Annotated in this window: 25 protein-coding genes; 8 read left to right on the forward strand and 17 right to left on the reverse strand. The window is 57.7% G+C overall.

What is annotated here, in order from left to right; genetic code table 11:
- Positions 1–34 precede the first annotated feature (34 nt).
- From creC to creA, 3 genes are read right to left on the reverse strand one after another with little or no spacing between them, the layout of a single operon-like run.
- The gene (gene creC / locus M2422_RS11325) at positions 35–1,459 is read right to left on the reverse strand and encodes a two-component system sensor histidine kinase CreC (protein ID WP_064673207.1); all 1,425 of its coding nucleotides are present in this window, start codon (positions 1,457–1,459) and stop codon (positions 35–37) included.
- Complete coding sequence (gene creB, locus M2422_RS11330; protein WP_064673206.1) at positions 1,459–2,148, reverse strand: two-component system response regulator CreB; 690 nt, start codon at positions 2,146–2,148, stop codon at positions 1,459–1,461. The genes creC and creB overlap by 1 nt, the downstream gene beginning before the upstream one ends.
- 14 nt (positions 2,149–2,162) lie before the next feature.
- Positions 2,163–2,633 (reverse strand): protein CreA, encoded by a 471-nt coding sequence (creA, locus tag M2422_RS11335; protein WP_023334448.1) that lies wholly within the window; start codon positions 2,631–2,633, stop codon positions 2,163–2,165.
- A 211-nt stretch (positions 2,634–2,844) separates the two neighbouring features.
- On the opposite strand from creA, the gene robA reads away from it, so the two are divergent.
- Positions 2,845–3,714: an MDR efflux pump AcrAB transcriptional activator RobA gene (gene robA, locus M2422_RS11340; protein WP_033144587.1), complete on the forward strand. Its 870-nt coding sequence runs from the start codon at positions 2,845–2,847 to the stop codon at positions 3,712–3,714.
- Here robA and gpmB read toward each other — a convergent pair.
- Positions 3,711–4,358, reverse strand: a complete 648-nt coding sequence (gpmB, locus tag M2422_RS11345; RefSeq protein ID WP_023310332.1) for a 2,3-diphosphoglycerate-dependent phosphoglycerate mutase GpmB — start codon at positions 4,356–4,358, stop codon at positions 3,711–3,713. The two genes, robA and gpmB, sit on opposite strands and share 4 nt — an antisense overlap.
- 50 nt (positions 4,359–4,408) lie before the next feature.
- Between gpmB and yjjX the strand changes: the two genes are divergently transcribed.
- Complete coding sequence (gene yjjX / locus M2422_RS11350; RefSeq protein ID WP_023334447.1) at positions 4,409–4,924, forward strand: inosine/xanthosine triphosphatase; 516 nt, start codon at positions 4,409–4,411, stop codon at positions 4,922–4,924.
- Between the two features lie 27 nt (positions 4,925–4,951).
- On the opposite strand, the gene trpR is transcribed toward yjjX, so the two are convergent.
- A complete protein-coding gene (gene trpR, locus M2422_RS11355; RefSeq protein ID WP_023310330.1) occupies positions 4,952–5,281 on the reverse strand; it encodes a trp operon repressor in 330 nt (109 codons plus the stop codon).
- Positions 5,282–5,336: 55 nt separating this feature from the next.
- Positions 5,337–7,274 (reverse strand): murein transglycosylase, encoded by a 1,938-nt coding sequence (gene sltY / locus M2422_RS11360; protein WP_064673205.1) that lies wholly within the window; start codon positions 7,272–7,274, stop codon positions 5,337–5,339.
- 227 nt (positions 7,275–7,501) lie between these two features.
- Here sltY and ettA point away from each other — a divergent pair, with 227 nt between their 5' ends.
- Positions 7,502–9,169 carry an energy-dependent translational throttle protein EttA gene (gene ettA / locus M2422_RS11365; protein WP_047060206.1) on the forward strand — a complete coding sequence of 556 codons (1,668 nt, stop codon included), beginning with the start codon at positions 7,502–7,504 and terminating at the stop codon, positions 9,167–9,169.
- A gap of 91 nt (positions 9,170–9,260) precedes the next feature.
- Here ettA and M2422_RS11370 read toward each other — a convergent pair whose 3' ends face one another.
- Positions 9,261–10,160, reverse strand: a complete 900-nt coding sequence (locus tag M2422_RS11370; RefSeq protein WP_039260881.1) for a LysR family transcriptional regulator — start codon at positions 10,158–10,160, stop codon at positions 9,261–9,263.
- A gap of 108 nt (positions 10,161–10,268) precedes the next feature.
- On the opposite strand from M2422_RS11370, the gene M2422_RS11375 reads away from it, so the two are divergent.
- Positions 10,269–11,270 carry a zinc-binding alcohol dehydrogenase family protein gene (locus M2422_RS11375; protein ID WP_064673204.1) on the forward strand — a complete coding sequence of 334 codons (1,002 nt, stop codon included), beginning with the start codon at positions 10,269–10,271 and terminating at the stop codon, positions 11,268–11,270.
- 96 nt (positions 11,271–11,366) lie between these two features.
- Here M2422_RS11375 and nadR read toward each other — a convergent pair whose 3' ends face one another.
- The 3 genes from nadR to serB form a co-directional block, all read right to left on the reverse strand.
- A complete protein-coding gene (gene nadR, locus M2422_RS11380) occupies positions 11,367–12,599 on the reverse strand; it encodes a multifunctional transcriptional regulator/nicotinamide-nucleotide adenylyltransferase/ribosylnicotinamide kinase NadR (protein ID WP_015572616.1) in 1,233 nt (410 codons plus the stop codon).
- A gap of 37 nt (positions 12,600–12,636) precedes the next feature.
- Entirely contained in the window at positions 12,637–14,022 is a 1,386-nt protein-coding gene (gene radA / locus M2422_RS11385; RefSeq protein ID WP_014068810.1) for a DNA repair protein RadA, read from the reverse strand.
- 74 nt (positions 14,023–14,096) lie between these two features.
- On the reverse strand, positions 14,097–15,065 hold the full coding sequence (gene serB, locus M2422_RS11390; protein ID WP_023310325.1) for a phosphoserine phosphatase: 969 nt from the start codon (positions 15,063–15,065) through the stop codon (positions 14,097–14,099).
- Between the two features lie 117 nt (positions 15,066–15,182).
- Between serB and M2422_RS11395 the strand changes: the two genes are divergently transcribed.
- Together M2422_RS11395 and lplA are read left to right on the forward strand one after the other, a co-directional pair.
- On the forward strand, positions 15,183–15,827 hold the full coding sequence (locus M2422_RS11395; protein ID WP_033144581.1) for a YtjB family periplasmic protein: 645 nt from the start codon (positions 15,183–15,185) through the stop codon (positions 15,825–15,827).
- A 39-nt stretch (positions 15,828–15,866) separates the two neighbouring features.
- On the forward strand, positions 15,867–16,883 hold the full coding sequence (lplA, locus tag M2422_RS11400; protein ID WP_064673203.1) for a lipoate--protein ligase LplA: 1,017 nt from the start codon (positions 15,867–15,869) through the stop codon (positions 16,881–16,883).
- Between the two features lie 61 nt (positions 16,884–16,944).
- Here the strand turns inward: lplA and deoD are convergent, their stop codons facing one another.
- The 4 genes from deoD to deoC form a co-directional block, all read right to left on the reverse strand.
- Positions 16,945–17,667 carry a purine-nucleoside phosphorylase gene (gene deoD, locus M2422_RS11405; RefSeq protein WP_010427122.1) on the reverse strand — a complete coding sequence of 241 codons (723 nt, stop codon included), beginning with the start codon at positions 17,665–17,667 and terminating at the stop codon, positions 16,945–16,947.
- 125 nt (positions 17,668–17,792) lie between these two features.
- Positions 17,793–19,016, reverse strand: coding sequence for a phosphopentomutase (gene deoB, locus M2422_RS11410; protein ID WP_033144579.1), 1,224 nt, complete (start codon positions 19,014–19,016; stop codon positions 17,793–17,795).
- A 53-nt stretch (positions 19,017–19,069) separates the two neighbouring features.
- On the reverse strand, positions 19,070–20,392 hold the full coding sequence (gene deoA, locus M2422_RS11415; protein ID WP_047060215.1) for a thymidine phosphorylase: 1,323 nt from the start codon (positions 20,390–20,392) through the stop codon (positions 19,070–19,072).
- A 109-nt stretch (positions 20,393–20,501) separates the two neighbouring features.
- Positions 20,502–21,281 (reverse strand): deoxyribose-phosphate aldolase, encoded by a 780-nt coding sequence (gene deoC, locus M2422_RS11420; RefSeq protein WP_023310320.1) that lies wholly within the window; start codon positions 21,279–21,281, stop codon positions 20,502–20,504.
- A gap of 262 nt (positions 21,282–21,543) precedes the next feature.
- On the opposite strand from deoC, the gene M2422_RS11425 reads away from it, so the two are divergent.
- Positions 21,544–23,091 (forward strand): YjjI family glycine radical enzyme, encoded by a 1,548-nt coding sequence (locus tag M2422_RS11425; RefSeq protein WP_259140758.1) that lies wholly within the window; start codon positions 21,544–21,546, stop codon positions 23,089–23,091.
- Positions 23,066–23,926, forward strand: coding sequence for a YjjW family glycine radical enzyme activase (locus M2422_RS11430; RefSeq protein ID WP_064673201.1), 861 nt, complete (start codon positions 23,066–23,068; stop codon positions 23,924–23,926). Before M2422_RS11425 ends, M2422_RS11430 begins: the two co-directional genes overlap by 26 nt.
- On the opposite strand, the gene M2422_RS11435 is transcribed toward M2422_RS11430, so the two are convergent.
- From M2422_RS11435 to M2422_RS11445, 3 genes are all read right to left on the reverse strand, one after another.
- Positions 23,921–24,703, reverse strand: coding sequence for a TatD family hydrolase (locus M2422_RS11435; RefSeq protein WP_064673200.1), 783 nt, complete (start codon positions 24,701–24,703; stop codon positions 23,921–23,923). The two genes, M2422_RS11430 and M2422_RS11435, sit on opposite strands and share 6 nt — an antisense overlap.
- Complete coding sequence (locus tag M2422_RS11440; protein WP_064673199.1) at positions 24,700–25,752, reverse strand: patatin family protein; 1,053 nt, start codon at positions 25,750–25,752, stop codon at positions 24,700–24,702. The genes M2422_RS11435 and M2422_RS11440 overlap by 4 nt, the downstream gene beginning before the upstream one ends.
- Positions 25,753–25,872: 120 nt before the next feature.
- A complete protein-coding gene (locus M2422_RS11445) occupies positions 25,873–26,034 on the reverse strand; it encodes a DUF1328 domain-containing protein (protein ID WP_003856556.1) in 162 nt (53 codons plus the stop codon).
- Between the last annotated feature and the right edge of the window lie 125 nt (positions 26,035–26,159).

Below are 26,159 nucleotides of genomic sequence, written 5' to 3' on the forward strand. Positions count from 1 at the left end.
GAGCGTAACCAGGCCGTGTGGGGTTAGTTTGAAGTTATGTGAAGGGACGGTGAAGTATCAGCGTGGCCATCACGCCACCTTCATCACGATTACGCAATGTAATCTCTCCCTGATGCAGACGCGCCACCTCCTGAACAAACGCCAGCCCGAGCCCGCTGCTCTTCAATCCGTTCTCCCGCGGCAGAGAATAAAAGCGCTCAAAAATACGATCCAGCGCGTAATCCGGGATCCCGCTTCCGCTGTCGGTGACGATCAGCTGTATCTGCCCCTGCTCTTCCCGGGCCGCCAGTTCAATGGCGCCGCCCTGCGGCGTAAAATCGATAGCGTTATCCAGTAAATTACCGAGTGCCTGTTCGAGAAGGTCGGGATCGCCTTCAACATGAATCGAAGCGGGCTGAAGGGTCAGTACAATCTCTTTTGCTGCCAACAGCGCCGAGCGCGCGTCGGCAAGACGCGTAAACAGCAGGTCGACACGGACGATCTGAGGCGTAATTTCGACCCGATTTTCAAGACGCGACTGAGTGAGCAGTTTTTCAACCAGCGACTGCATACGCGCGTTTTGCACCAGAATATTATCGATAAACCGCGCGGCCACCTGCGGCGGCGGCTGCTCGGAGAGAATTTCCGCCGCGCCGCGTATGGCGGCGATGGGGCTTTTCAGCTCGTGGGTCAGCGCATGGACATAGTGTTCAATGTAGTTTTTCCCTTCCAGGCGAATGCGCATACTCTCCAGCGCCAATGCCAGCTTGTGCAGTTCGCTACTGCCAGGATTAGGCAGCGGGAGAGGCGTATCCGTGGTCACCGAGTCGGCATAGCGCGATAACGTCGCGATAGATCGATTGATCCACCACGCCACAACGAGGCCAATCAGCAGGGCAATGCCGAGCAGCGCCCCGCCTGCCCACAGGATCCGCCGCTCGCTGCGATGGATAACCGGTGCCATCGCGCTGTTAGGTTTCCCGACCGACACCACGCCGATAATCTTGCCCTGCTCCACAACCGGCGCGGCAACATACATCACCGTGCTCTCCGGATCGTCGGGATGGCTTTGCGTACTGCGCGCGCCGTATTCGCCGCGAAGCGTCAGCCAGACATCGTTCCAGCGCGAGTAATCTTGGCCCACGGCCAGACCGGCGGAATCAAACACGACGCGGCCCTGCGCATCGGTCATGTAGACGTGGTACTCGTTACGCACTTTATGGATCCCGCCGATATTGGCGCGGAAAGGGCGCTGATGTAGCTGAGAAAAGGCCTGCGCCAGTTTGCCCTGCTGCGCATGGCCCGAAAGCAAATCATCACGCCCAATTTCAGCCAGCAGGGTCGCGGTATCGATTAACGTGCCCTCGGTTGCCCTGCGCACGCCGGGCTTCACTTCCTGAACAAAGATCGACAGCACGAACCACGCGGCGATGGCCACGATCAGGAAATACCCCAGCAGCAGACGCATCCCAATGCGCATTAATACAGCCCCAGGCTATAGCCCATACCGCGATGGGTGCTGATGGGTGACAGTTCCTCGTTCACCGCCCGCAGCTTGGCGCGCAGGGTTTTGATGTGGGTGTCCACGGTACGATCGAAGCTGTCGCCGTCTTCACCCCACACCTTGTCCATGAGCTGCTGACGAGAAAAGACCCGCCCGGGGGCCTGCAACAAGGTTTTGAGCAGCAAGAATTCATAGCGGGTCAGGGGCAGTGCTTCACCGCACCAGCTAATTCGCGCGGCAGGCTCGTTCAGTTCAAACTGCCCGATACGCAACGTATCTGATGGTGCGACGGATTTCTGCATGCGCCGTAAAATCGTCCGCACCCGGGCGCAGACTTCACGAGGGGAGAAAGGTTTCGCAACGTAGTCATCAGCCCCCATTTCCAGGCCAAGCAGCTTGTCCACCTCATCACTGCGCGCCGTCAGAAACAGCACGGGCAGTGAGGGGTGCCGCGCCAGAAGCTGGCGGCAAAGCTCAAATCCACTGATGTCCGGCAGCCCGACGTCCAGAATAGCGAGCGCCGGAACCTGCCGCCGCGCCTCCTCCAGCACGGGTAAACCGCGTTCAAACGCCTTTACCGCGAATCCTTCCTGCTGAAGCATGTAGATCAGCGTATCGGCGATACTGGTTTCGTCTTCAACCAGCCAGACCACAGGTTGTTGCATAGTTCATCCCTGAATTAATGCCACGGCATAATCGGCACCGCGCTGATCGCGTTTTTCGGCGAGCCTTCCACCACTTTGTCAGAGTAGGCAAGGTAAGCCAGGGTGTTGCGTTTGGCATCATAGAAACGCACCACCTGCAGCTTTTTGAACACCAGTGAGGTCCGTTTCTGGAACACCACGTCGCCCTGCGCTTTGCCGTTTTTAATTTTATCGCTTAACTCAACCGGCCCCACCTGCTGACAGGAAATCGCCGCATCGGAGGTATCTTCCGCCAGTCCCAGCCCGCCTTTGATACCACCCGTTTTCGCGCGGCTGACGTAGCAGGTGACGTTTTTCACGTCCGGATCGTCAAACGCCTCCACCACGATTTTGTGGTCCGGGCCGAACATTTTGAACACGGTATCGACGGAGCCAATCTGTTCTGCCTGCGCCACACGCCCGACCATCAGCATCAACGCGGTGAAGATCAAAGTCTTGTATTTCATATTGTTACCATTCTTTAAAATTACACTTAGCGATTATTCAACACTTTAGACAAAAATGTAGCAAGATCACAGGATTAGAATATATCTGCCTGTAATGTGCTCTAAAAAGCATGAATGCGCAAAAAAAACACTGAATGCTAAAACATCAAAAAATGCTATTATCCGCTAACCTGTTATCAGGCACCTGCTGTTTTAAGGATGAGGATAGTATATGGATCAGGCTGGAATTATTCGCGACCTGCTCACCTGGCTGGAAGGTCATCTCGACCAGCCTTTGTCACTGGATAATGTGGCGGCTAAAGCAGGCTATTCCAAGTGGCATCTGCAAAGGATGTTCAAGGATGTCACCGGTCATGCTATCGGGGCCTATATTCGCGCACGTCGTTTATCAAAATCTGCTGTGGCATTGCGCCTGACCGCGCGGCCTATTCTGGATATTGCCCTGCAATATCGTTTCGATTCACAGCAGACCTTCACCCGCGCCTTCAAAAAACAGTTCTCGTTGACGCCAGCGCTTTATCGTCGCTCGCCTGACTGGAGCTCGTTTGGCATGCGTCCGCCGCTGCGTCTGGGCGAGTTCGCGATGCCAAAATACGAAATTGTCACGTTGCCTGAAACCCATCTGATCGGCACGACACAGAGTTACTCGTGCTCCCTGGAGCAGATTTCAGAGTTCCGTCATCAGATGCGCGTCCAGTTCTGGCGCGACTTCCTGAGCCACGCACCGACGATCCCGCCAATCCTGTATGGCCTCAACGAAACGCACCCAAGCCAGGAAAAAGACGACGAGCAGGAGGTGTTCTACACCACCGCGCTGACACCAGAGATGGCCAATGGGTATATTCAGGGTTCGAAGCCAGTCGTGCTGGAAGGCGGCGAATACGTGATGTTCGCCTATGAAGGGCTGGGAACGGGGGTTCAGGAGTTTATCCTGACCGTTTACGGAACCTGCATGCCGATGCTGAATCTGAATCGCCGTAAAGGTCAGGACATTGAGCGCTACTACCCGGCGCAGGATGCCAAACCGGAAGAAGGCCCAATCAATCTGCGTATGGAATTCTTGATTCCGATACGTCGTTAACGCTGCAGTTCGTCAAGCGCAGGGGCATCAAGATGCGAAATGTCCCCTGCCATCTCTACTACCCAGCCCGACGCCAGCCACGCGCTTTCCTGATAATCAATCCGGGAAATGGAGCAGTTGCGCAGGCGCAAACGGCGCTCAGCGTAAGCCGGTAACCCCAGAATGGTGCTCACCAGGCAACCCAACGCAATCCCGTGACTCACCAGCAGCGGACGGCTTCCCGCCGGCAGCTTCAGGCACTCCGCCAGGGCGGCATGCATGCGTACGCTAAGCTCCTGCATGGATTCGCCTTCGGGAATGCGGCCATCTTCGGTACCGTTCACCAGCGTGCGGCGCCAGCCCTCCTCCGCTTCCGTCAGCGTATCGATATGGCGTTTCTCCAGCACGCCCATATCCAGCTCGCGCAGGCGCGGCTCCAGCATGACGTCACAGCCGCAGGCATCTGCGATGATGCGCGCCGTCTGCTGTGTGCGACCTAAATCGCTGGTGATCACGTGGGTAATACCCAGCGTTCTGGCGCGTTCCGCCACCTGCCACGCTTGCTGCACACCCTTCTCGGTGAGAGGACTGTCTGACTGGCCTTGAATACGTCGCTCGGCGTTCCACTGCGTTTCACCGTGGCGAACAAGGTATACCTGTAACATGCTTTTTTTCCGTTATACTGCGATGAGTTTTTTTTGAATCGAGCTTAATTATGCACCATGTTGTCTCTGCTACCACTAATCCTGCCAAAATTCAGGCAATTCTAAGGGCATTTGACGAGATCTTCGGCGCAGGATCCTGCCATATTGAGGCCATCGGCGTCGAGAGCGGCGTACCTGAACAGCCGTTTGGCAGCGAGGAAACGCGCGCTGGCGCACGAAATCGCGTGGCAAACGCTAAGGCCGCGGCACCGAATGCCGACTTTTGGGTAGCGATTGAAGCAGGTATCGACGAAGGCGCAACCTTTAGCTGGGTTGTCATCGAAAGCCGCGAGCAGCGCGGTGAAGCACGTTCGGCCACCCTGCCGCTGCCGGAGATCATTCTGGAAAAAGTCCGTGCGGGTGAAGCGCTCGGGCCGGTGATGTCGCAGTACACCGGCATCGATGAGATTGGCCGTAAAGAAGGGGCGATTGGCGTCTTTACCGCAGGCGCGCTGACGCGTTCAGGCGTTTATCATCAGGCCGTGATTCTGGCCTTAAGCCCGTTCCATAACGCGATTTATCGGTAAGTTTTTTGGCCGGATAAGGCAAAGCCGTCATCCGGCGTTTTTCAACAATACCGCTTCCAGCCACTGGCGCAGCTCAACCGGGGCCGACTTCAGGCTGTTCGAGCCGCGGGTGATCGTTGCAATACCCGCGCCGAGCTCATTTTTCAGCTCGCGCTGGCTCATCTCTCCGCGCAGCAGCTCTTCAATGATCCGCACGCGGGTGCCCAGCGCCTCGCGCTCGTCCGGCGTGAGCATCAGCTGCATAAGGGGTAAGTGCAGATCCTGTTCGTAAGACTGACGCAGCAGCTCCACAAAACGAAGCCACTCCAGATGACGTTGTTCGGCCATTGCCGAGGAATACGGGGAATGCTGGGTCATGTTATGCTGCCTCTTGTACTCTTTAGCGAGTACAGCATAACACAACCCACGCCGATCAGTAACGTCTCTGCCACTCGGCATCGCTCATCAGGGTATCTTTCTGCCCCATGAAGTAGCGATAGTAAGCGTCATAGGCCAGCACGTTCTTCACGTAGCCGCGCGTTTCCGAGAACGGAATGCTCTCCACAAAAGCCACGGCGTCGATGCGTCCGGCGCTGTTGCCGAGCCAGGTCCGCACGCGCCCAGGACCCGCGTTATACGCCGCAGAAGAGAAGATGCGGTTATTGCCGAACTGCTGATACACGTACTGGAGATAGCTGGTACCGATGTTGATGTTGGTATCCGGATCCAGAAGCTGCGACGGACTGCTGTAGCCCGGAATATTAAACATCTTCACCGTGTGCGTCGCCGTGCCCGGCATAATCTGCATCAGGCCGCTGGCGCCCACCGGGGAACGGACTTTCGGGTTCCACGCGCTCTCCTGACGGGCAATCGCCATCGCGTAGCTTTGCGGGATATCTTTGCCGCTGGTGTAGCGATCGAACAGATCTTTGTACGCCAGCGGGAAACGCTCTTCCAGATGATCCCAAAGCTTGCCGGCGATCGTCGCCTGCACGCTGAGATCCCACCAGTGATTATCAAACGCATAGCGGGCAAGCTGGGCTTTCTCATCGGTGGTGCGGCTGGTCACCAGATTCGCCCACTCGCTGCGCGCGGTGTTATCCATATTCCAGTACATCAGCTCGCGAACGCGCGCCATTTCTGGCCCCTGCGTCAGTGCCGGGTTCGCGTTAGCGGGCGCTTTATCTATACGGAAAGTGTATTCTTCGCCCAGACGCTGCGCGGCAGCCATTGGGTAAAACCCGCGCTGCTGCATCAGCGAATGGAGGATCTCTTTGGCCTCATCATCACGACCGCGCTCCATCAGCAGATCGGCCTGCCAGTAGCGCCATTCGTCTTTCTCTTTGGCCTCCATGGGCAACCGCGCGAGCCAGGTATTCAGCCCACGGCGATCGCCCGTGCCCAGCGCCATGCGCACGCGGCGTTCCACCAGCGACGTAGAATTCGAACGCATAATGGCATCGTCACGCCAGCGCGCCTGTTCATCGGTCACATCGGTGCCCATCAGTCGCCACGCCACGATGTCGCGCAGCTCCTGGGTTTGCTCCTCATTGAGCTGCTGCGCCTGCACCAGCTGCGGGATCATCAGCCGCGCGTTTTCGACATCGTCACGCGCCACGCTGGCAAAGGCCACCGCCGCCATCTGGCGGGTAAAATCGGTCGCGCCCGTACTGCGGGCAAAGGTCAGGACGCTGTTTGGATCGTTTGCCAGCGAGATAACCGCCGTGGAGATCGTCTGGTAATCGGACGGCATCTGCCCCGCCAGCGAGCTCACCAGACGCGTGTTACCGGCTTTCATCGCCAGACGGATGCGTTCAAGATAGGAGAGCGGATCCTGCTTGCCGGAAGCACGCCACGCGCTAAACAGGGAATCACAGGCGTTCGGCTGGTTTTTTCCGGTCAGCCAGAGCTCTTTCGCTCCGGCCCAGGCCTCTTCCTGCTGGCCGGTCGCCCATTTTGCGTAGTAATAGTTACACTGCGCTTCGGTGGCGTTCGGCTTTTCAGGGCTAAACGCCAGCAGTCCGCGCCAGTCTTCGCGACGCGCCAGCTCATTCACAAAGCGAGACTGCAGATTTCGGGCTGGCGGCAGGGTTGGGTTCGCCTGAATGAAGTTATTCACGGTGACGGTAGGCTGGTTCATCAGATCGTCGGTTATCTGGCGATACTCCAGATACGGATACAGCGGATAATCCTTTAGCGTCGGCATCAGCACCTGCACGGTATCCATCTGCTTGTTGTCCCACGCCTGTTTAATCTGGGCGTAGCGGTTACGTTGTTCATCCAGTGAATCGGCATGCACCGCCTGGCTTACCGCCATTACGCATACGCTGGCAGCCAGCAGACGCCAGACCACCCGTTTGGCTTTTTCCACAAGCTCTTCCTCATTGTTTTTTCGTCAATTGCAGCGTCTTGCCACGTCAAAGTCTAATTAACTTATGCTAACCAGGCATCCTTCAACGCGCCACGTCATGGACACTTTTTTACCTTTCTTGCGCGTTTTAACACTCCCGACGTTCCTGGCTGGGATTAGGACGTGAAAAAGGCTACACTTCGAGGCTGAAATTCCTTCTCATTACGATAAAAGAGGCGAAGTCCAACGTGGCTCAATTCGTTTATACCATGCATCGTGTCGGCAAAGTTGTCCCGCCGAAACGTCATATTCTTAAAAATATCTCGCTGAGCTTCTTCCCGGGCGCAAAAATCGGTGTTCTGGGTCTCAACGGTGCCGGTAAGTCCACCCTGCTGCGCATCATGGCCGGCATTGATACAGACATCGAAGGTGAAGCCCGTCCGCAGCCTGGCATCAAGATTGGTTACCTGCCGCAGGAACCTCAGCTGAACCCGGAACACACCGTTCGCGAATCCGTTGAAGAAGCGGTATCCGAAGTGGTCAACGCGCTGAAAGGTCTGGATGAAGTGTATGCCAAATACGCTGAGCCGGATGCGGACTTCGACAAGCTGGCCGCGCAGCAGGGCAAGTATGAAGAGATCATCCAGGCGCACGACGGTCACAACCTGAACGTGCAGCTGGAGCGCGCGGCTGATGCCCTGCGTCTGCCGGACTGGGATGCGAAAATCGCGAACCTCTCCGGGGGTGAACGCCGCCGCGTGGCGCTGTGCCGCCTGCTGCTGGAAAAACCAGACATGCTGCTGCTCGACGAACCGACTAACCACCTGGATGCGGAATCCGTGGCGTGGCTGGAGCGCTTCCTGCACGACTTCGAAGGCACCGTTGTGGCGATTACCCACGACCGTTACTTCCTCGACAACGTCGCTGGCTGGATCCTGGAGCTGGACCGCGGTGAAGGTATTCCGTGGGAAGGCAACTACTCTTCCTGGCTGGAGCAAAAAGATCAGCGTCTGGCGCAGGAAGCTTCTCAGGAAGCGGCGCGTCGTAAGTCTATCGAGAAAGAGCTGGAGTGGGTTCGTCAGGGCGCGAAAGGCCGTCAGTCTAAGGGCAAAGCCCGTCTGGCACGCTTTGAAGAGCTGAACAACACCGAATACCAGAAACGTAACGAAACCAACGAACTGTTTATTCCACCTGGAGCTCGTCTGGGGGATAAAGTGGTTGAAGTGACCAACCTGCGTAAGTCCTACGGCGACCGTCTGCTGATCGACGACCTGACCTTCTCCGTACCGAAAGGCGCTATCGTCGGGATCATCGGTCCGAACGGCGCGGGTAAATCGACCCTGTTCCGCATGATGTCCGGTCAGGAACAGCCTGACAGCGGCTCTATCACGCTGGGTGAAACCGTGAAGCTGGCCTCCGTTGACCAGTTCCGTGACGCAATGGATAACAGCAAAACCGTGTGGGAAGAAGTCTCCGGCGGTCTGGATATCATGCGTATCGGCAACACCGAGATGCCAAGCCGCGCCTATGTTGGCCGCTTTAACTTCAAAGGCACCGACCAGGGCAAACGCGTGGGCGAGCTGTCCGGCGGTGAGCGCGGTCGTCTGCACCTGGCGAAGCTGCTGCAGGTGGGCGGAAACGTTCTGCTGCTCGATGAACCAACAAACGACCTGGATATCGAAACCCTGCGCGCGCTGGAAAACGCCCTGCTGGAGTTCCCGGGCTGCGCGATGGTTATCTCGCACGACCGCTGGTTCCTGGACCGTATCGCGACCCACATCCTGGACTATCAGGACGAAGGTAAGGTGGAGTTCTTCGAAGGTAACTTCACCGAATACGAAGAGTACAAGAAACGCACGCTGGGCGCCGACGCGCTGGAGCCGAAGCGTATTAAGTACAAGCGTATTTCGAAATAAAAGCAAAACGGCAACCTCGGTTGCCGTTTTTTATGTTTGTACCCTCTCCCCGTGGGAGAGGGCCAGGGTGAGGGCATCAGGCCGCACAAAATCACCCACCCACGTAATACCGCTTCACCTCGTCAAACTGCATCGCAAAGTCGATATAGCTCATCAGCGCAGGCGAATTCAGCTTGCGGCTTGGGTAGGCCAGCCACAGATCGTTACCTTCAACATTCCACTCCGGCAGCACCTGAACCAGCGCCCCTTTTTCAATTTTATCTTCTACCAGGAAGGCGGGAAGCAGAGTGATCCCCGCACCGGCAATCGCACACTCGCGGGCGTAGACCAGATTATCGGTCATGTGCGCGTTATCCGGCAGGTAGCGGTAATCCTCGCTCTCGCTTCGCAGAAGCCACTCCGACCACGCCCGGTGCGTAATGCAGCGGTGCTCCACCAGCTGACGGGGATGCGTCAGCGGCTCCCGACGCGCCAGATAGTCCGGCGAGGCCAGCATGTAGCGCGGGCAGTGCCCGATCATCCGGCCAATCAGGGAGGAGTCCTGCGGCTTGCCGGTACGCAGCGCTACGTCAAAACCGGCCTCGACCAGATCCACCACGTCATCAGAGATCGACACATCCAGCGACACGTCAGGATAGCGAAGCTGAAACTCGGCATTCATGTGCGCCAGCAGCGTCGCCCCAATTCCCGCCGGACAGGTGATCCGCAGCCGCCCGCTCGGGTTTTCGCGCAGCCGCTGAATGGCGTACTCGGCCCGCTCGCTGGCCGCCAGCATCTCGCGACAGTGCACCAGATAGTGCTCGCCCGCAAACGTGAGGCTGATCCTGCGCGTGGTGCGGTTCAGAAGGCGGATCCCCACCTGCTGCTCCAGCTGGCTAATTCGCTGGCTAACGCTGGATTTCGGCAGTTCGGCTTTCTGCGCGGCAGCGGTAAAGCTGCCCATCTCCGCCACCAGCGCGAACAGCGCCATATCCTGCAGCTGTTTAAACATGATTGTTCATCCTGTACGAACGCTGAGTTCTTGATTGTCCATCTTATCATGCAGCTGGCCACTTAATAGACTAGCCTCAACAAAACGCATGCCATTGAGGAACACACCATGTCTGTTAAAGCTATTGCCGTTAACCCAGAAAATCCGTCCACCTTCATTGAAATCACCCCGCCAATGCCGCGGCCCGGCGAGCACGATCTGCTGGTAGAGGTGAAGGCCGTCTCCGTTAACCCGGTCGATACCAAAGTCCACGCGGGCATCGCTAAAAACGGGCTGAACGAGCCGCGCATCCTCGGCTGGGATGCCAGCGGGATCGTCAAAGCGGTGGGGGCTGGCGTGACCGGATTTAAACCGGGTGACGAGGTCTGGTACGCGGGCGATATCACCCGCCCGGGCAGCAACACCACGCACCAGCTGATCGACGCGCGGATTGTCGGGCGCAAGCCTGACAGCCTCAGCTGGGCGGCTGCCGCTGCACTGCCGTTGACCGCGCTCACCGCGTGGGAAGGTCTGTTTGAACGCCTGAACATTCAGGATGCCGGGGCGGAAAAAACGCTGCTGATCATCGGCGGCGCGGGCGGCGTGGGATCGCTGGCGATCCCCTTTGCGAAGCACAACAGCAAGGTGAAGATCGTCGCAACGGCTTCACGAGAAGATTCCGCCCGGTGGTGCCGCGATCGCGGGGCTGATATTGTCGTCAACTACCGCGATCTGAAAGGCGAGCTGGCGAAACAGGGGCTCACCTTTGTGGATTACATTTTCATCCTCAACGACACCGACGGGCACTGGGATGCGGTCAGCGAACTGATTGCGCCGCAGGGGCATATCTGTTCCATCGTTGAAAATGAACATCCGCTGAACCAGGACAAGCTGAAGTCCAAATCCGCCGCCCTGCACTGGGAGTTTATGTACACCCGCAGCATGTACCAGACCGCGGATATGGCGCGTCAGGGTGAGATCCTCAATGAGGTGGCAAAGCTGGTGGATAACGGCGTGGTGGAAAGTTCGCTCAGCGAAACGCTGCACGGGCTGAGCGTGGAAAGCATTACCGAGGCGCACCGTAAAGTGCTGGAGGGACATATGCGGGGGAAAGTGGTGGTTGAGTTCTGAGTGGCTTGATGCCCTCACCCCGGCCCTCTCCCACAGGGAGAGGGAGGTTAAAGTCCCCTCTCCCTGTGGGAGAGGGTTAGGGTGAGGGGTAAGTTTTTACCCCTGCTCCCCCATCATCTCCTTCACCAGCTCGACGCAGCGCAGGAAGCGGGAGTCGTAGTCAGACTCTTCCACATGGACAAACTCAACGTTGTTTTCGTTGAGCATCTCCACCAGCATGGTCTGAAACTCTCGCCTGTCCACGGAGCTGCCGAGACTGCGCATGCCGTCGGCCACCCATGGGGTGTTGTTTTCCAGCAGGATCACCAGGTCAAAACGGTATTCGTCAATCAGCGCCTGCACGAACGGGTGCTCGCGCCCTTCGTATTTTTTACAGAACGCCTGCGTGGTGACGAAATCGGTATCGATAAACGCCACTTTGTTGGCGTATTTGACCGCAAAATCAATGTACTGGGCATGACCGAGCGCGATTTTGTCGTAGTCGGAATACTGCAGCGCCATCTCGTCGCCGCCAAGGTGCGAGAAGACATAATCGCGGCCGTACTCCCACGCGCTGGTGGTGTTGAAGATATTCGCCAGCTTGTTGACCAGCGTTGATTTACCGCTCGACTCGCCGCCCAGGATCGCGACGGTACGCACGAAGAACGGCTTCACCTCAGTCGGGATGTAATCCCAGTAGCGGAACGGGTTTTCGCGGATCTGCGCCCCGCTGATGTTCATAAAGGTGCGTTTCGGGTCGATCAGCACCGTCTCGATGCCCAGATGCTCGCGGAACTGCGGCGCGTCAGACTCTTCAGAGGTGTAGATCCAGTTAGGCGCAATGCCCTTCTCTTCCATAAACGCTTTGATGCCGTTGCTCCACACGTCCCAGCCGTGCGGATACGGCTCCATACCCTCTTCGTTAAAGGCATGAATACGAATATTTTTCTGGTACTTAAAGGTCTGGAGCAGCCAGCGCAGGCGGTCCGGCACGGTCGGCTGCTGCGACATGGCGCTGTCTTCAAACAGCTGACGGTCACGGGTTTCGTCGTAGCCCATGATGATGTGCAGCTCGTCAACCTGGCTACAGGCGCGCTGGATCAGATAGATATGCCCGGTATGCAGCGGGTAAAACTTGCCGAACACCACGCCGATGTTCTTTTGCATACGCGGGAACTCCAGCCCCAGAAAGCGGTGCAGCGCTTCCAGCTTCTGCGCGCTGGGGCTTTTGATTTTGGCGTTCAGCAGCTGGCTCAGGTAGCCTTTGGTCATGCCGCTGGCGTCCGCCACCTGCTGCAGCGTGCAGCCCTTCTGGCGGATTGCGGTCTTGATGTAGTCAAATGATGACATAAATTACGGTGCCTCCTGCAAAATCAAATTTACGTAATTATAAGTCGTCAAAGACATTTAACGCATCTGCGAGTTTTTTCACGCCAAATACCTGCATCCCTTCCGGGATCTTTTTCGGCACGTTGGCGGCGGGAACTATCGCCCGGCGGAAACCGTGTTTTGCCGCCTCGGAGATACGCTCCTGGCCGCTGGGTACCGGACGGATTTCCCCGGCGAGGCCCACTTCGCCGAAGACCACCAGGTCCTGCGGCAGCGGCCTGTCGCGCAGGCTGGAGACCATCGCCAGCAGCAGCGCCAGGTCTGCGCTGGTCTCCGTGACTTTGACGCCGCCGACCACGTTAACGAAGACGTCCTGATCCGCCATCTGCAGCCCGCCGTGACGGTGCAGCACCGCCAGCAGGATCGCCAGACGGTTCTGTTCCAGACCGACCGCCACGCGCCGCGGGTTTCCCATCATCGACACGTCCACCAGCGCCTGAATTTCAACAAGCAGCGGGCGCGTTCCTTCCCATAGCACCATCACCGAGCTGCCGGAGGTGATCTCATCGCCGCGGCTCAGGAAGATGGCCGAGGGATTGCTGACTTCGCGCAACCCCTGTTCGGTCATGGCAAACACGCCCAGTTCGTTCACCGCCCCAAAGCGGTTTTTATGGCTGCGCAGGGTACGGAAACGGGAATCCGCGTCGCCGTCGAGCATCACGGAGCAGTCGATACAGTGTTCAAGCACCTTCGGCCCGGCCAGCGAGCCGTCTTTGGTCACGTGGCCGACCATCACAATCGCCACGCCGCGCGTTTTGGCAAAGCGCGTCAGGTAAGCCGCGGTTTCACGCACCTGCGCGACGCTGCCCGGCGAGGACTGAATGTCCGCCATGTGCATCACCTGGATGGAGTCGATCACCATCAGCTTCGGCTGCTCTTCTTCGGCAATCATGCAGATCTGCTCGATGCTGGTTTCGGAGAGCATGTTCAGGTTGCCGGTCGGCAGGCCCAGACGGTGCGCGCGCATCGCCACCTGCTGCAGAGACTCTTCGCCCGTGACGTACAGGGTTTTCATCTGTTCGGCAAGCTTGCAGAGCGTTTGCAGCAGCAGGGTCGATTTACCCGCGCCCGGGTTACCGCCGATCAGGATCGCGCTGCCCGGTACCACGCCGCCGCCGAGCACGCGGTCAAACTCTTTGAACCCGGTGGAGAAGCGCGGCAGCTCTTCGAGGCTGATGTCCGAAAGTTTTTGCACCTTCGCCACGCCCGCGTTACCGGCATAGCCGCTCAGGCGCTCATTGCGCGCCACGCTCGGCGAAGCCGCCACACCACGCACTTCGGTGATGGTGTTCCAGGCATGACAGGCGCTGCATTGCCCCTGCCAGCGCGGATAATCCGCACCACATTCATTACAGACAAATGCGCGTTTTGGAGCTTTCGCCACGGTTTACCTCGTTATTTCTGTGCGGCCTGCGTGCCGGGTGGCGCTTACGCTTACCCGGCCTACAAAGCAGACCGTTATTTCTGATTAATGCTGCCGGAGAGAATGCAGAACACCCCCATCAGGTCAGCGTGACGGATAGTGACTTCCGTCTTTTCATTCACTTTTGGCTTGGCATGGTAGGCAATGCCCAGACCGGCGGCTTTGATCATCGGCAGGTCGTTCGCGCCATCGCCGATGGCGACGGTCTGGACAACCGGAATTTCATATTTTTCCGCCAGACGCGTCAGCGTATTGGCTTTGTACTGGGCATCAACGATATCGCCGATCACCTGGCCGGTCAGCTTGCCGTCCATGATCTCCAGCTCATTGGCCACCACGGTGGTCAGATGCAGTTTTTCCCGCAGGTAATCCGCGAAGAAGGTGAAGCCACCGGAAGCAATCGCCACTTTCCAGCCGAGGGATTGCAGCTTCAGCACCAGCTGCGTCAGCCCTGGCATCAGCGGCAGCACGTCGCGCACCTGGCGCAGAATGTTGGCGTCGGCCCCTTTCAGGGTCGCCACGCGCTGTCGCAGGCTGGCGGTGAAGTCCAGCTCGCCGCGCATCGCACGTTCGGTGACTTCCGCCACCAGCTCGCCGCTGCCCGCCAGCTTCGCAATCTCGTCAATACACTCGATCTGGATCGCCGTAGAATCCATGTCCATGACCAGCAGGCCCGGGGTTTTCAGATGCGGAATTTTACCCAGCGGCGCGACGTCCAGCCCGGCGTCATGCGCCAGACGCGTTGCGCGCTGCGTCAGGGAACCCGCCAGGCGAATAACCTGGTAGTCTTCCACGCACCAGGCGGCGACGATGACCATTGCCGCACCCAGCTTGCTTTGATACTGGGTCAGGCGTTGCTTATCCAGACCGCGTCCGTAGAGGAGCCAGCCGCTACGACCGGCGTGGTAATCCAGAGGCATCACCTCATCGCCACTTAAAGAGAGCGGCAATCCTGGCCATAAAGAGACATCCGTTGGCAGGTCACACCAGGTAATGTTCGGCATTAAAGCTCCTGTAATTTCGTTCGCGCCGGAAGGTTGCAGAGGGAAAATAACGCATGAGGCTACCCTGTAACCATCACTTCTGGCAACATTAAGCCGTAAATTTTCAGCAGGTGGAATATGGCTCGCGCAAAACTGAAATTCCGGCTCCATCGCGCCGTGATTGTCCTTTCCTGTCTCGCACTATTAGTGGTGCTGATGCAAGGGGCATCGTGGTTTAGCCAGAACCATCAACGGCAACGCAACCCGCAGTTTGAAGAGCTGGCCCGCACGCTGGCACGCCAGGTGACGCTCAACGTCGCGCCGTCCATGCGTACCGAAACGCCGGACGAGAAGCGGATAGGCCAGGTTTTACGCCTGCTCACGGAGAATAGCCGCATTCTTGATGCCGGCGTCTATGATGAGCAAGGCAACCTGATTGCCCGCGCTGGCGAACACGTCGACGTGCGCGACAGGCTGGCGCTGGACGGGAAAAAAGCCGGGGGCTACTTTAACCAGCAGATTGTCGAACCTATTCAGGGGAAGAATGGCCCACTGGGCTATCTGCGCCTGACCCTCGATACCCACACCCTGCCTACTGAAGCCAAACAGGTCGATAATACCACCAATATTCTGCGCCTGATGCTGCTGCTTTCACTCGCCATCGGCGTTGTGCTGGCGCGCACCCTGCTTCGCGGCAAGCGCTCGCGCTGGCAGCAATCCCCGTTCCTGCTGACCGCCAGCAACTCCGTCCCCGAAGACGAAGAGAGCGAGAAGAAAGATTAGTGATAAAGTAGGCGAACGATTCGGAAAAGGAACTTTGCCATGACGACGTTACGCCTGCTTATCTCTGACTCTTACGATCCCTGGTTTAATCTCGCGGTAGAAGAGTGCATCTTCCGCCAGATGCCCGCCACCCAGCGCGTCCTGTTTCTCTGGCGGAACGCCGATACGGTGGTCATCGGCCGCGCGCAAAACCCGTGGAAAGAGTGCAATACGCGGCGTATGGAAGAGGACAACGTCCGTCTCGCACGTCGCAGCAGCGGCGGCGGCGCGGTGTTTCACGATCTGGGCAATACCTGCTTTACCTTTATGGCGGGCAAACCGGAATACGACAAAACCATCTCAACGTCCATCGTCCTCAACGCGCTCAATTCACTCGGCGTGACGGCGGAAGCGTCCGGGCGTAACGATCTGGTGGTGAAAACCCCCGAGGGTGACCGGAAGGTCTCCGGCTCCGCCTACCGCGAAACAATGGATCGCGGGTTCCACCACGGCACCCTGTTGCTGAACGCTGACCTGAGCCGTCTGGCGAACTACCTGAATCCGGATAAGAAAAAGCTCCAGGCCAAAGGAATTACCTCCGTGCGCGGCCGCGTGGCAAATCTGGTGGAACTGCTGCCGGGCATTACGCACGAGCAGATTTGCGATGCCGTCCGTGACGCGTTCTTTGAACATTACGGCGAGCGCGTGGAAGCAGAAGTCATCTCCCCTGACAAAACCCCGGACCTGCCCAACTTCGCCGAAACCTTCGCCCGCCAGAGCAGCTGGGAATGGAACTTCGGTCAGGCTCCTGCCTTTTCCCATCTGCTGGACGAGCGTTTCACCTGGGGCGGCGTGGAGCTGCATTTTGACGTGGAGAAAGGCCATATCACCCGCACGCAGGTGTTTACCGATAGCCTGAACCCGGCACCGTTAGAGGCGCTGGCGGCACGTTTGCAGGGCTGTTTGTACAGGGCGGATATGCTGCAGCAGGAATGCGACGCGTTGATCGGGGATTTTCCGGAGCAGGAAAAAGAGCTGCGGGAGCTGTCGGCGTGGATTGCACAGGCCGTGCGCTAGGTACGGTCTGGTGCCCTCACCCCTGCCCTCTCCCACAGGGAGAGGGAGGGAAGAGACAGAATTACTCTTTATCGCCCAGCAGAACGGATTCCAGCGCGATTTTGATCATGTCGTTAAAGGTAGTCTGGCGCTCGGCAGCAGTGGTCTGCTCGTGGGTACGGATGTGGTCAGACACGGTGCAGATGGTCAGCGCTTTCGCACCAAACTCAGCCGCGACGCCGTAGATACCCGCCGCTTCCATTTCAACGCCCAGAATGCCGTATTTTTCCATCACGTCGAACATCTCGCCGCCGTCCGGGGCATAGAACAGGTCAGCAGAGAAGATGTTACCCACGCGCGCTTCAACGCCCAGCGCTTTTGCCGCGTCAACCGCGTCACGCACCATGCCGAAGTCAGCAATCGCCGCGAAGTCATGGTCTTTGAAACGCATGCGGTTAACTTTGGAATCGGTGCAGGCACCCATACCGATAACGATGTCGCGCAGCTTAACGTCCATGCGCACCGCGCCGCAGGAGCCAACGCGGATGATTTTCTTCACGCCGAAGTCGGTGATCAGCTCTTTGGTGTAGATAGAGCAGGATGGGATACCCATACCGTGGCCCATAACGGAGATTTTGCGGCCTTTATAGGTACCGGTGAAGCCCAGCATGCCGCGAACGTTGTTCACTTCACGCACGTCTTCCAGGAAAGTTTCTGCAATGTGCTTCGCGCGCAGCGGGTCGCCCGGCATCAATACGACGTCAGCGAAATCACCCATTTCTGCGTTAATGTGAGGAGTTGCCATCTTCAGTTCCTTTTACATTGTTGTTTTTGCCGGGTGGCGGCTACGCCTGACCCGGCCTACATTCTGTTCTCCCTCTCCCTGTGGGAGAGGGTCGGGGTGAGGGCATCAGGCCGCACCCAATCCGTTTAGAACATGGCCTTGCCATATTCCATGTCAGACGTACCAAAGTATTTCGCCAGGGTCTGGCCGATGTCCGCGAAGGTTTCACGGTGACCGAGCGAGCCCGGCTTCACTTTCGGGCCATACACCAGCACCGGAATGTGCTCACGGGTGTGGTCGGTACCGGTCCAGGTTGGGTCACAGCCGTGGTCCGCGGTCAGGATCAGAATGTCATCTTCGCCCACCAGCTCCATCAGCTCCGGCAGACGGCGGTCGAACAGCTCAAGACCCGCTGCATAGCCCGCAACGTCGCGACGGTGGCCCCAGGAGGAGTCGAAGTCCACGAAGTTGGTGAAGACGATAGTCTTGTCGCCCGCTTCTTTCATCTCTTTGATGGTGGCATCAAACAGCGCGTCCAGACCGGTGGCTTTCACTTTTTTGGTGATGCCGCAGTTGGCGTAGATATCCGCGATTTTACCCACGGAAACCACGTGACCGTCTTTCTCTTCAACCAGCTTCTGCAGCACGGTTGGCGCCGGTGGCTCAACGGCCAGGTCATGACGGTTACCGGTACGCTGGAAGTTACCCGCTTTGTCGCCGATAAACGGACGCGCGATCACGCGGCCGATGTTGTAGCCGCCTTCGGTCAGCTCTTCACGGGCGATTTCGCACAGCTCGTAGAGTTTATCCAGGCCAAACGTCTCTTCATGGCACGCAATCTGGAACACGGAGTCAGCAGAGGTGTAGAAAATCGGCTTGCCGGTTTTCATGTGCTCTTCGCCAAGCTGGTCCAGAATCACGGTACCGGAAGAGTGACAGTTACCAAGGTAGCCCGGCAGGTTGGCACGCTTCACCAGCTTATCGAGCAGCTCCTGCGGGAAGCTGTTTTCGTGATCGGAGAAATAACCCCAGTCGAACAGCACCGGCACACCGGCGATTTCCCAGTGGCCAGACGGGGTGTCTTTACCGGAGGAGAGCTCGTGAGCCCAGGCATAGGCGCCCACGACTTCCGCGTTGCCGTCCATACCGGCTGCGATTTTACCGGTAGAACCTTCATGCGCTTTCACCAGACCGAGGCGGGTCAGGTTAGGTAGAGTCAGAGGGCCTTTACGACCGTTGTCCGCTTCGCCTTTCGCACAGGCTTCCGCGATGTGGCCCATGGTATCGGAACCCACGTCACCAAAACGTTCTGCATCTTCGGTTGCGCCGATGCCGAATGAGTCCAGCACCATAATAAATGCACGTTTCATAATTGTTCTCCGTACGTAGTGCTTCAAAAATTATCGATCAGATCAGTATACCGCTATTCGGTGATGCGGCGATAGACAGTCGGTGTGGTTTCCGGCGCTTTATCGTCAAGCGTAATTGCCGCTTTCACCGCTTTAGCCGCTTCCTGCCAGCTGGCTTCGTCTTTCGCGTGGATCACCGCAAGCGGACGTTGACCGTCAACGCTGTCGCCCAGACGGGCCATATCGGTAAAGCCGACGCTGTAATCAATGGTGTCTGACGCCTGACGACGGCCGCCGCCCATCGAGACTACTGCCATACCCAGCGCACGGGTGTCCATTGCAGAGACAAACCCTTCGCTATCGGCATACACCGCTTTGCTGAGCGTCGCGGTTGGCAGGTATTTCGCGTAGTTTTCGACGAAATCGGTCGGGCCTTTCTGGGCTGCGACCATGCGGCCGAAAATATCCGCCGCTTTGCCGTTATCCAGCACCGCCTGCAGCTTCGCGCGGGCTTCTGCGTCGTCTTTGGCCAGCTTGCCGGAGATTAACATCTCAACGCACAGCGCCATGGTGACGTCGAACAGACGCGGGTTGCGGTATTCACCAGTCAGGAACTGCACCGCTTCACGCACTTCGACGGCGTTACCGGCGCTGGAGGCCAGCACCTGGTTCATGTCGGTGAGCAGCGCGGTGGTGCGCACGCCCGCGCCGTTGGAGACGCCAACGATCGCTTCCGCAAGCGCAGCAGAAAGTTCATAGGTCGGCATAAACGCGCCGCTGCCCACCTTCACGTCCATCACCAGCGCGTCCAGCCCTTCTGCCAGTTTCTTCGCCAGGATAGAGGCGGTGATCAGCGGGATGGAGTCAACGGTCGCGGTGATGTCGCGGGTGGCGTAGAAACGCTTGTCTGCCGGAGCAAGAGAGCTGGTCTGGCCGATAATCGCCACACCAACGTCTTTAATAATGTCGCGGAAGCGGTTGTCGTCCGGGAAGATATCGAAGCCCGGAATGGCTTCCAGTTTGTCGAGCGTACCGCCGGTGTGGCCCAGGCCGCGCCCGGAGATCATCGGGATGTAACCGCCACAGGCTGCCACCATAGGGCCGAGCATCAGAGACGTCACGTCACCCACGCCGCCGGTGGAGTGCTTATCCACAATCGGGCCGTTAAGGTTGAGGCTTTTCCAGTCCAGAACGGTTCCTGAATCTCGCATCGCCATGGTCAGCGACACGCGCTCAGGCATCGACATATCGTGGAAGAAAATGGTCATCGCCAGAGCCGCAATTTGCCCTTCTGAGACGGTGTTATCACGAATGCCGTTGATGAAGAAGCGGATCTCTTCATCGCTTAATGCATGACCATCACGTTTTTTACGAATAATTTCTTGTGCGAGAAACACGGTAACCTCCATGCGGAATCGGGGGAGTTGTGGCGGGTGGCGCTACGCTTACCCGCCCTACGATCCTGTCGACCGGATGAGCGAAGCGTCATCCGGCATTGTCTGGCAATCAGTAGCTGCTTGCGCTCTTACCGTCGCCATGACCCAGCGCTTTCAGCAGGCTGGCCAGCAGGCTGGACGCACCGAAGCGGTAGTGACGGGAATCGGCCCAGTCGGCGCCAAACAGCTCGTCGGCAATCGCCAGGAATTGCTGCGCGTCTTCAGCAGTACGCACGCCGCCCGCAGGTTTGAAACCAACGGTTTTGGATACGCCCATGTCGCGGATCACTTCCATCATGATGCGCGCGCTTTCCGGGGTCGCATTCACCGGCACTTTACCGGTAGAGGTTTTAATGAAATCCGCACCGGCTTTGATGGAGATTTCAGATGCCTTACGAATCAGCGCCTCTTCTTTCAGCTCGCCGGTTTCGATGATCACTTTCAGCAGCACATTTGCCGCCGCGCACGCGTCTTTACAGGCTTTCACCAGGTCAAAACCGACCTGCTCGTTACCGGCGATCAGCGCGCGGTACGGGAACACCACGTCAACTTCGTCTGCGCCGTAAGCAATCGCCGCGCGGGTTTCTGCCAGCGCGATCTCGATATCGTCGTTGCCATGCGGGAAGTTAGTTACGGTTGCAATGCGCACGTCCGGCGTACCCTGCTCTTTCAGCGTCTTACGGGCAATCGGGATAAAGCGCGGGTAGATACAGATGGCTGCGGTGTTACCCACCGGCGTTTTCGCCTGATGGCACAGGGCGATGACTTTTTCATTGGTGTCGTCATCGTTCAGGGTGGTCAGGTCCATCAGTTTCAACGCGCGCAGGCTGCTTGCAGTTAAATCGGTCATAACATTCTCCAACGGCAGTGCCGTATAAATTTTACCTTGCGGGTCTGTGAGTATTCTAACATTCACCCGCATCCACACTTCGACATTCATCACAGTTAATGAAAACTGCATACAAATTTGCATTACTGTAATGAGATCTTCTTCAAACTTTAGCGCGTAAATTGCTGACTAAAGCAGCGATACCCCCTGTCGGATCAAAAGCCCCGACAGGCTTGCTTCCTACAATCCGTTCATCATCCGCAGAACACACAAGGAAGCGACTATGCCCCACTCCAGCCCCGACGCCCTGCAACAACGTTGCCAGCACATTGTGACAAGCCCGGTGTTAACCCCGGAACAAAAACGTCATTTTCTGGCGCTGGAAGCGGAAAACAACCTGCCTTACCCGGCACTTCCTGAGGCCGCACGAGCCGCGCTGGACGAGGGGGTTATCTGCGACATGTTCGAAGGCCATGCGCCTTACAAACCCCGTTACGTTCTGCCGGATTACGCAAAATTTCTGGCTAACGGTTCAGAGTGGCTGGAGCTGGAAGGCGCGAAAGATCTCGACGACGCCCTCTCGCTGTTAACCATCCTCTACCATCATGTTCCGTCCGTCACATCGATGCCGGTCTATCTCGGTCAGCTTGATGCGATATTAACGCCATATGTTATAATTCTAACACAAGAAGAGATCGATAGCCGAATAAAACGTTTCTGGCGCTATCTCGACCGTACGCTGCCGGATGCGTTTATGCACGCAAACATCGGGCCTGAAGATACGCCCGTCACGCGCGCCATTTTGCGTGCCGATGCAGAGCTGAAGCAGGTCGCACCGAATCTGACCTTTATCTACGATCCCGATATCACCCCGGATGATTTGCTGCTTGAGGTGGCGAAAAACATTTGTGAATGCAGCAAACCTCATATTTCTAATGGCCCGATGAATGATAAAATTTTCACAAAAGGCCGTTACGGCGTGGTGAGCTGTTACAACTCCCTGCCGCTTGCAGGCGGTGGCAGCACTCTGGTGCGCCTTAACCTCAAAGCCATTGCTGAACGCAGCGCATCCATTGACGACTTCTTCACCCGCACGCTCCCGCACTACTGCCAGCAGCAAATTGCCATCATCGATGCACGCTGCGGTTTCCTGTACGAGCAATCTGGCTTCTTTGAGAATAGCTTCCTGGTAAAAGAGGGGCTGATTGATGCGGATCGGTTTGTGCCCATGTTTGGCATGTACGGCCTGGCGGAAGCGGTAAACGCGCTCTGTGAGAAAGCAGGATTAGCGGGACGCTACGGAAAGGATGAACAGGCCAACGCGCTGGGCTATCGCATCAGCGAACAGCTTGCAGCGTTCGTTGAAAGCACGCCGGTGAAGCACGGCTGGAAGCATCGCGCGATGCTGCACGCGCAGTCGGGGATCAGTTCCGATTCGGGCACCACGCCGGGCGCGCGCCTGCCCTACGGCGACGAGCCGGATCCCATCAGCCATCTGCTGGCCGTTGCGCCGCATCACAAACACTATCACTCCGGAATCAGCGATATTCTCACCCTGGAGGAGACGGTCAAACGCAACCCGCAGGCGGTGGTTCAGCTTTGCCTGGGCGCATTCAGGGCGGGAATGCGTGAATTTACCGCCAACGTAGCGGGTAACGATCTGGTCCGCGTGACCGGCTACATGGTTCGCTTGTCGGATCTGGAGAAATACCGGGAAGCCGGATCGCGCACCAATACCACGTGGCTGGGGGAAGAGGCCGCACGCAATACCCGTATTCTGGAACGTCAGCCGCGCGTGATAAGCCATGAACAGCAGATGCGCTTTAGTTAGTCAGGTCATTCCTTTTTCCTGCGTGGACGGGCCGGGCAGCCGCCTGGCGCTGTTCCTGCAGGGCTGCAACCTGCGCTGTAAAACCTGCCACAACCCGTGGACGATCGGCCGCTGCAACGACTGCGGGGACTGCGTGCCCCACTGCCCGCACGACGCGCTGACGATTCAGGCCGGACGCGTCTGGTGGCAGGAGAGTGACTGCCTGCAGTGCGACACCTGCCTGCACCTGTGCCAGCAGCAGGCAACGCCTATGGCGCACCGCTTCAGCGTGGAAGAGATCCTCGCTCAGGTCCGCAAATCCGCACCGTTTATCGAAGGGATCACCGTCAGCGGCGGCGAAGCCACAACGCAATTGCCGTTTTTGATCGCCCTGTTCACCGCGATCAAAGCCGATCCCGCCCTGCGTCACCTCACCTGCCTGGTAGACAGCAACGGTCTGTTAAGCGAAACCGGCTGGCAAAAGCTGCTGCCGGTACTGGATGGCGCGATGCTGGATCTGAAGGCGTGGGGGAACGAGCATCACCGCTTCCTGACCGGGCGCGAAAACCCGCAGATTAAGCAGAGCATCCGCTGGCTGGCAGATCGTCACCGTTTGACGGAACTCCGCCTGCTGGTGATTCCGGAGCAGTGTGATTATCTGGAACACCTCAAACCGCTAACGACCTTTATCCACGGGCTTGGGAATGTGCCGGTGCGCATCAACGCGTTTCATGCGCATGGCGTTTACGGTGAGGCGGCCTCATGGCGCAGCGCCACGCCCGAGGACGTTGAACCGCTGGCGCTGGCGCTGGAAAAACAGAAGATAACGGTGATTCGTCCGGCACTTTACCTATAGCGTGATGCCAAATACCGAACGGGTATTTTCCAGCAGCGCATCGGCAATCACCTCTTCAGGCTCTTTTCGCAGTTCACATAGGGTGGTAAACACGCGCGCCGCCTGTTCCGGGCGATTCGGCTGGCCCTGAAAACCATTCAGCGGCATATCCGGCGCGTCGGTTTCCAGCAGGAGCGCCGACAGCGGCAGCTGTGCCATCACGTCCCGGGTTTTACTGGCGCGCGGATAGGTGATGGTGCCACCGACGCCAATTTTATAGCCCAGTTCAATAAAACGCTGCGCCTGCTGCAGGCTGCCGGAGAAACCGTGCACGACCCCTTTTCGCGGCAGATCGATGCGTTTCAGGTGCATCGCCAGCTTATCGTGCGTGCGTCTTGAGTGGAGGATCACCGGCAGATCGTGGCGCTTCGCCAGCCTGAGCTGCGCGTCGAGGATCGTCTGCTGGCGCTCAAACTGCGGATCCTCACGATAAAGATCGAGGCCGATCTCACCGATGGCGACAAGTTTGTCTCCTGCGGTTTGCACAACCTCATCAAGCCTCTCAATGTGCTCATCAAGATGCCGTTCAATCACAATCGGATGCATGCCGAGCGCGGCATAGAGCGCGGGGTGCCGCGCGGAAAGATCCAGCACCCGGGAAAAATAGGCCGCTTCCACTGCCGGCACAATGATAGCCTGAACGCCTGCTTCGGCCGCTTTCGCTATGCTTTGCGCTTCATCCCCGGTAAACGGCGGAAAATCAAAGTGGCAGTGGGTATCGACAAAGCGGAGCGTCACGCCAGATCCTCGTTATCCAGTAAAGCGTCATTCGCCTGCGGAATATCCACCAGCGGCATCGTCAGGGCGTCGTTGGCGACAATCGCAGGCGGCAAAATAATGCGTTTATGGCGATGAAGCGGCGGTTGCTCCGCCAGCATTTTCCCCACCGTCGCCAGGAAGTAACGCCCGCACAGCCGCCCCGTTTTGTAATCCATGCGCAGCGCAGGGACGCGGCTGCCCAGGGCCATGCTCAGCAGCGGCTTAGGCGGATAGATTTCAAAAATACGCAGCTTGCCCGGCGGTTTTTCAATGAAGCGCTGCATCGCGCCGTAGGTGGTTTCATGCTGCTTCGCGATGTTCACCAGCGGCTGCAGGCTGCTGTCGCCCAACCAGCGCTCCATCCGTTTGAACCACTGCGGCGTGTAATACATTTGCGACGGTACGGTACGGATCACCACAATGGTTTTCGCCCCGCGCCGGGCGGCTTCCTGCACCGGCACCGCGTCACTGATCCCACCGTCCAGATAGCTAATGCCGTCCAGCAGGGCACCGGTACGATAAAAGCCGGGGATCGCGCTGGAGGCGCGGATGATGTCCAGCCAGTTCTCCTTCTGAGGAGAAAAATAGCCCGGCGAATAGTCATCGCCCCGGCTGGCGCACATCCAGAACTCTTTGCCGCTATCAAACAGACGGGCAGCGGTATCCATGGCCAGCGGCATCTGGCTGGAGGTCGATTCCAGCAGCCAGTCAAGATCGATCAGGTTACCGCCGCGCACAAAGCGCACCGGATTAAAAAATTCTTTCGCCGTGGTGTAGCGCATGATGACCTTTCGCGCGTAGCCGGGCTGGTTACATACATAGGCAGAGAGGTTCTGCGCCCCGGCAGAGGTGCCGAAGTAAAGGTCAAACGGGTTGAACTGCGCGCGCATAAATTCATCCAGCACGCCTGCGGTGAAGATGCCGCGCTGCCCTCCCCCCTCGCAAACCAGTGCGAGTTGTCCTGAGCGAAACGGCTTTAACGTCAGCGGCGCAATATTGCCGAGCGTAACGGGAATTCGTTGCCCCACCTCTGCTTTCCTGTTTTGATTATTTTATAACACCACAGTAACGCACCCGACCTGTTCCGCAAATAAGAAAAAGCCAGTCACAGTGACTGGCTTTATTTTGTTGAAGGAATATTGCGTTTGCTACGGACGTCTACGACCCGTAAACAGGCTGACCAGGAACAGAATAATACCCACAACGAAGACAATTTTAGCTGCCCATGCCGCTGTACCTGCCAGTCCACCAAAGCCCAATGCGGCGGCAATTAACGCGATAACCAGAAATATAATGCCCCAACGAAACATAAGCTTCTCCTTTACCATAGTTAATGTCGGCCGCTAAACGTGAGCGCTCAGGTCACTCACCGGCGTTTTTCCAGAGTCGTTCTTATTTCGCCCGCAGGTTTTAACCAGACGGGCGAATGGTCCAG

This window comes from Enterobacter sp. SLBN-59, assembly GCF_024807915.1.
Classification (GTDB): domain Bacteria; phylum Pseudomonadota; class Gammaproteobacteria; order Enterobacterales; family Enterobacteriaceae; genus Enterobacter; species Enterobacter asburiae_B.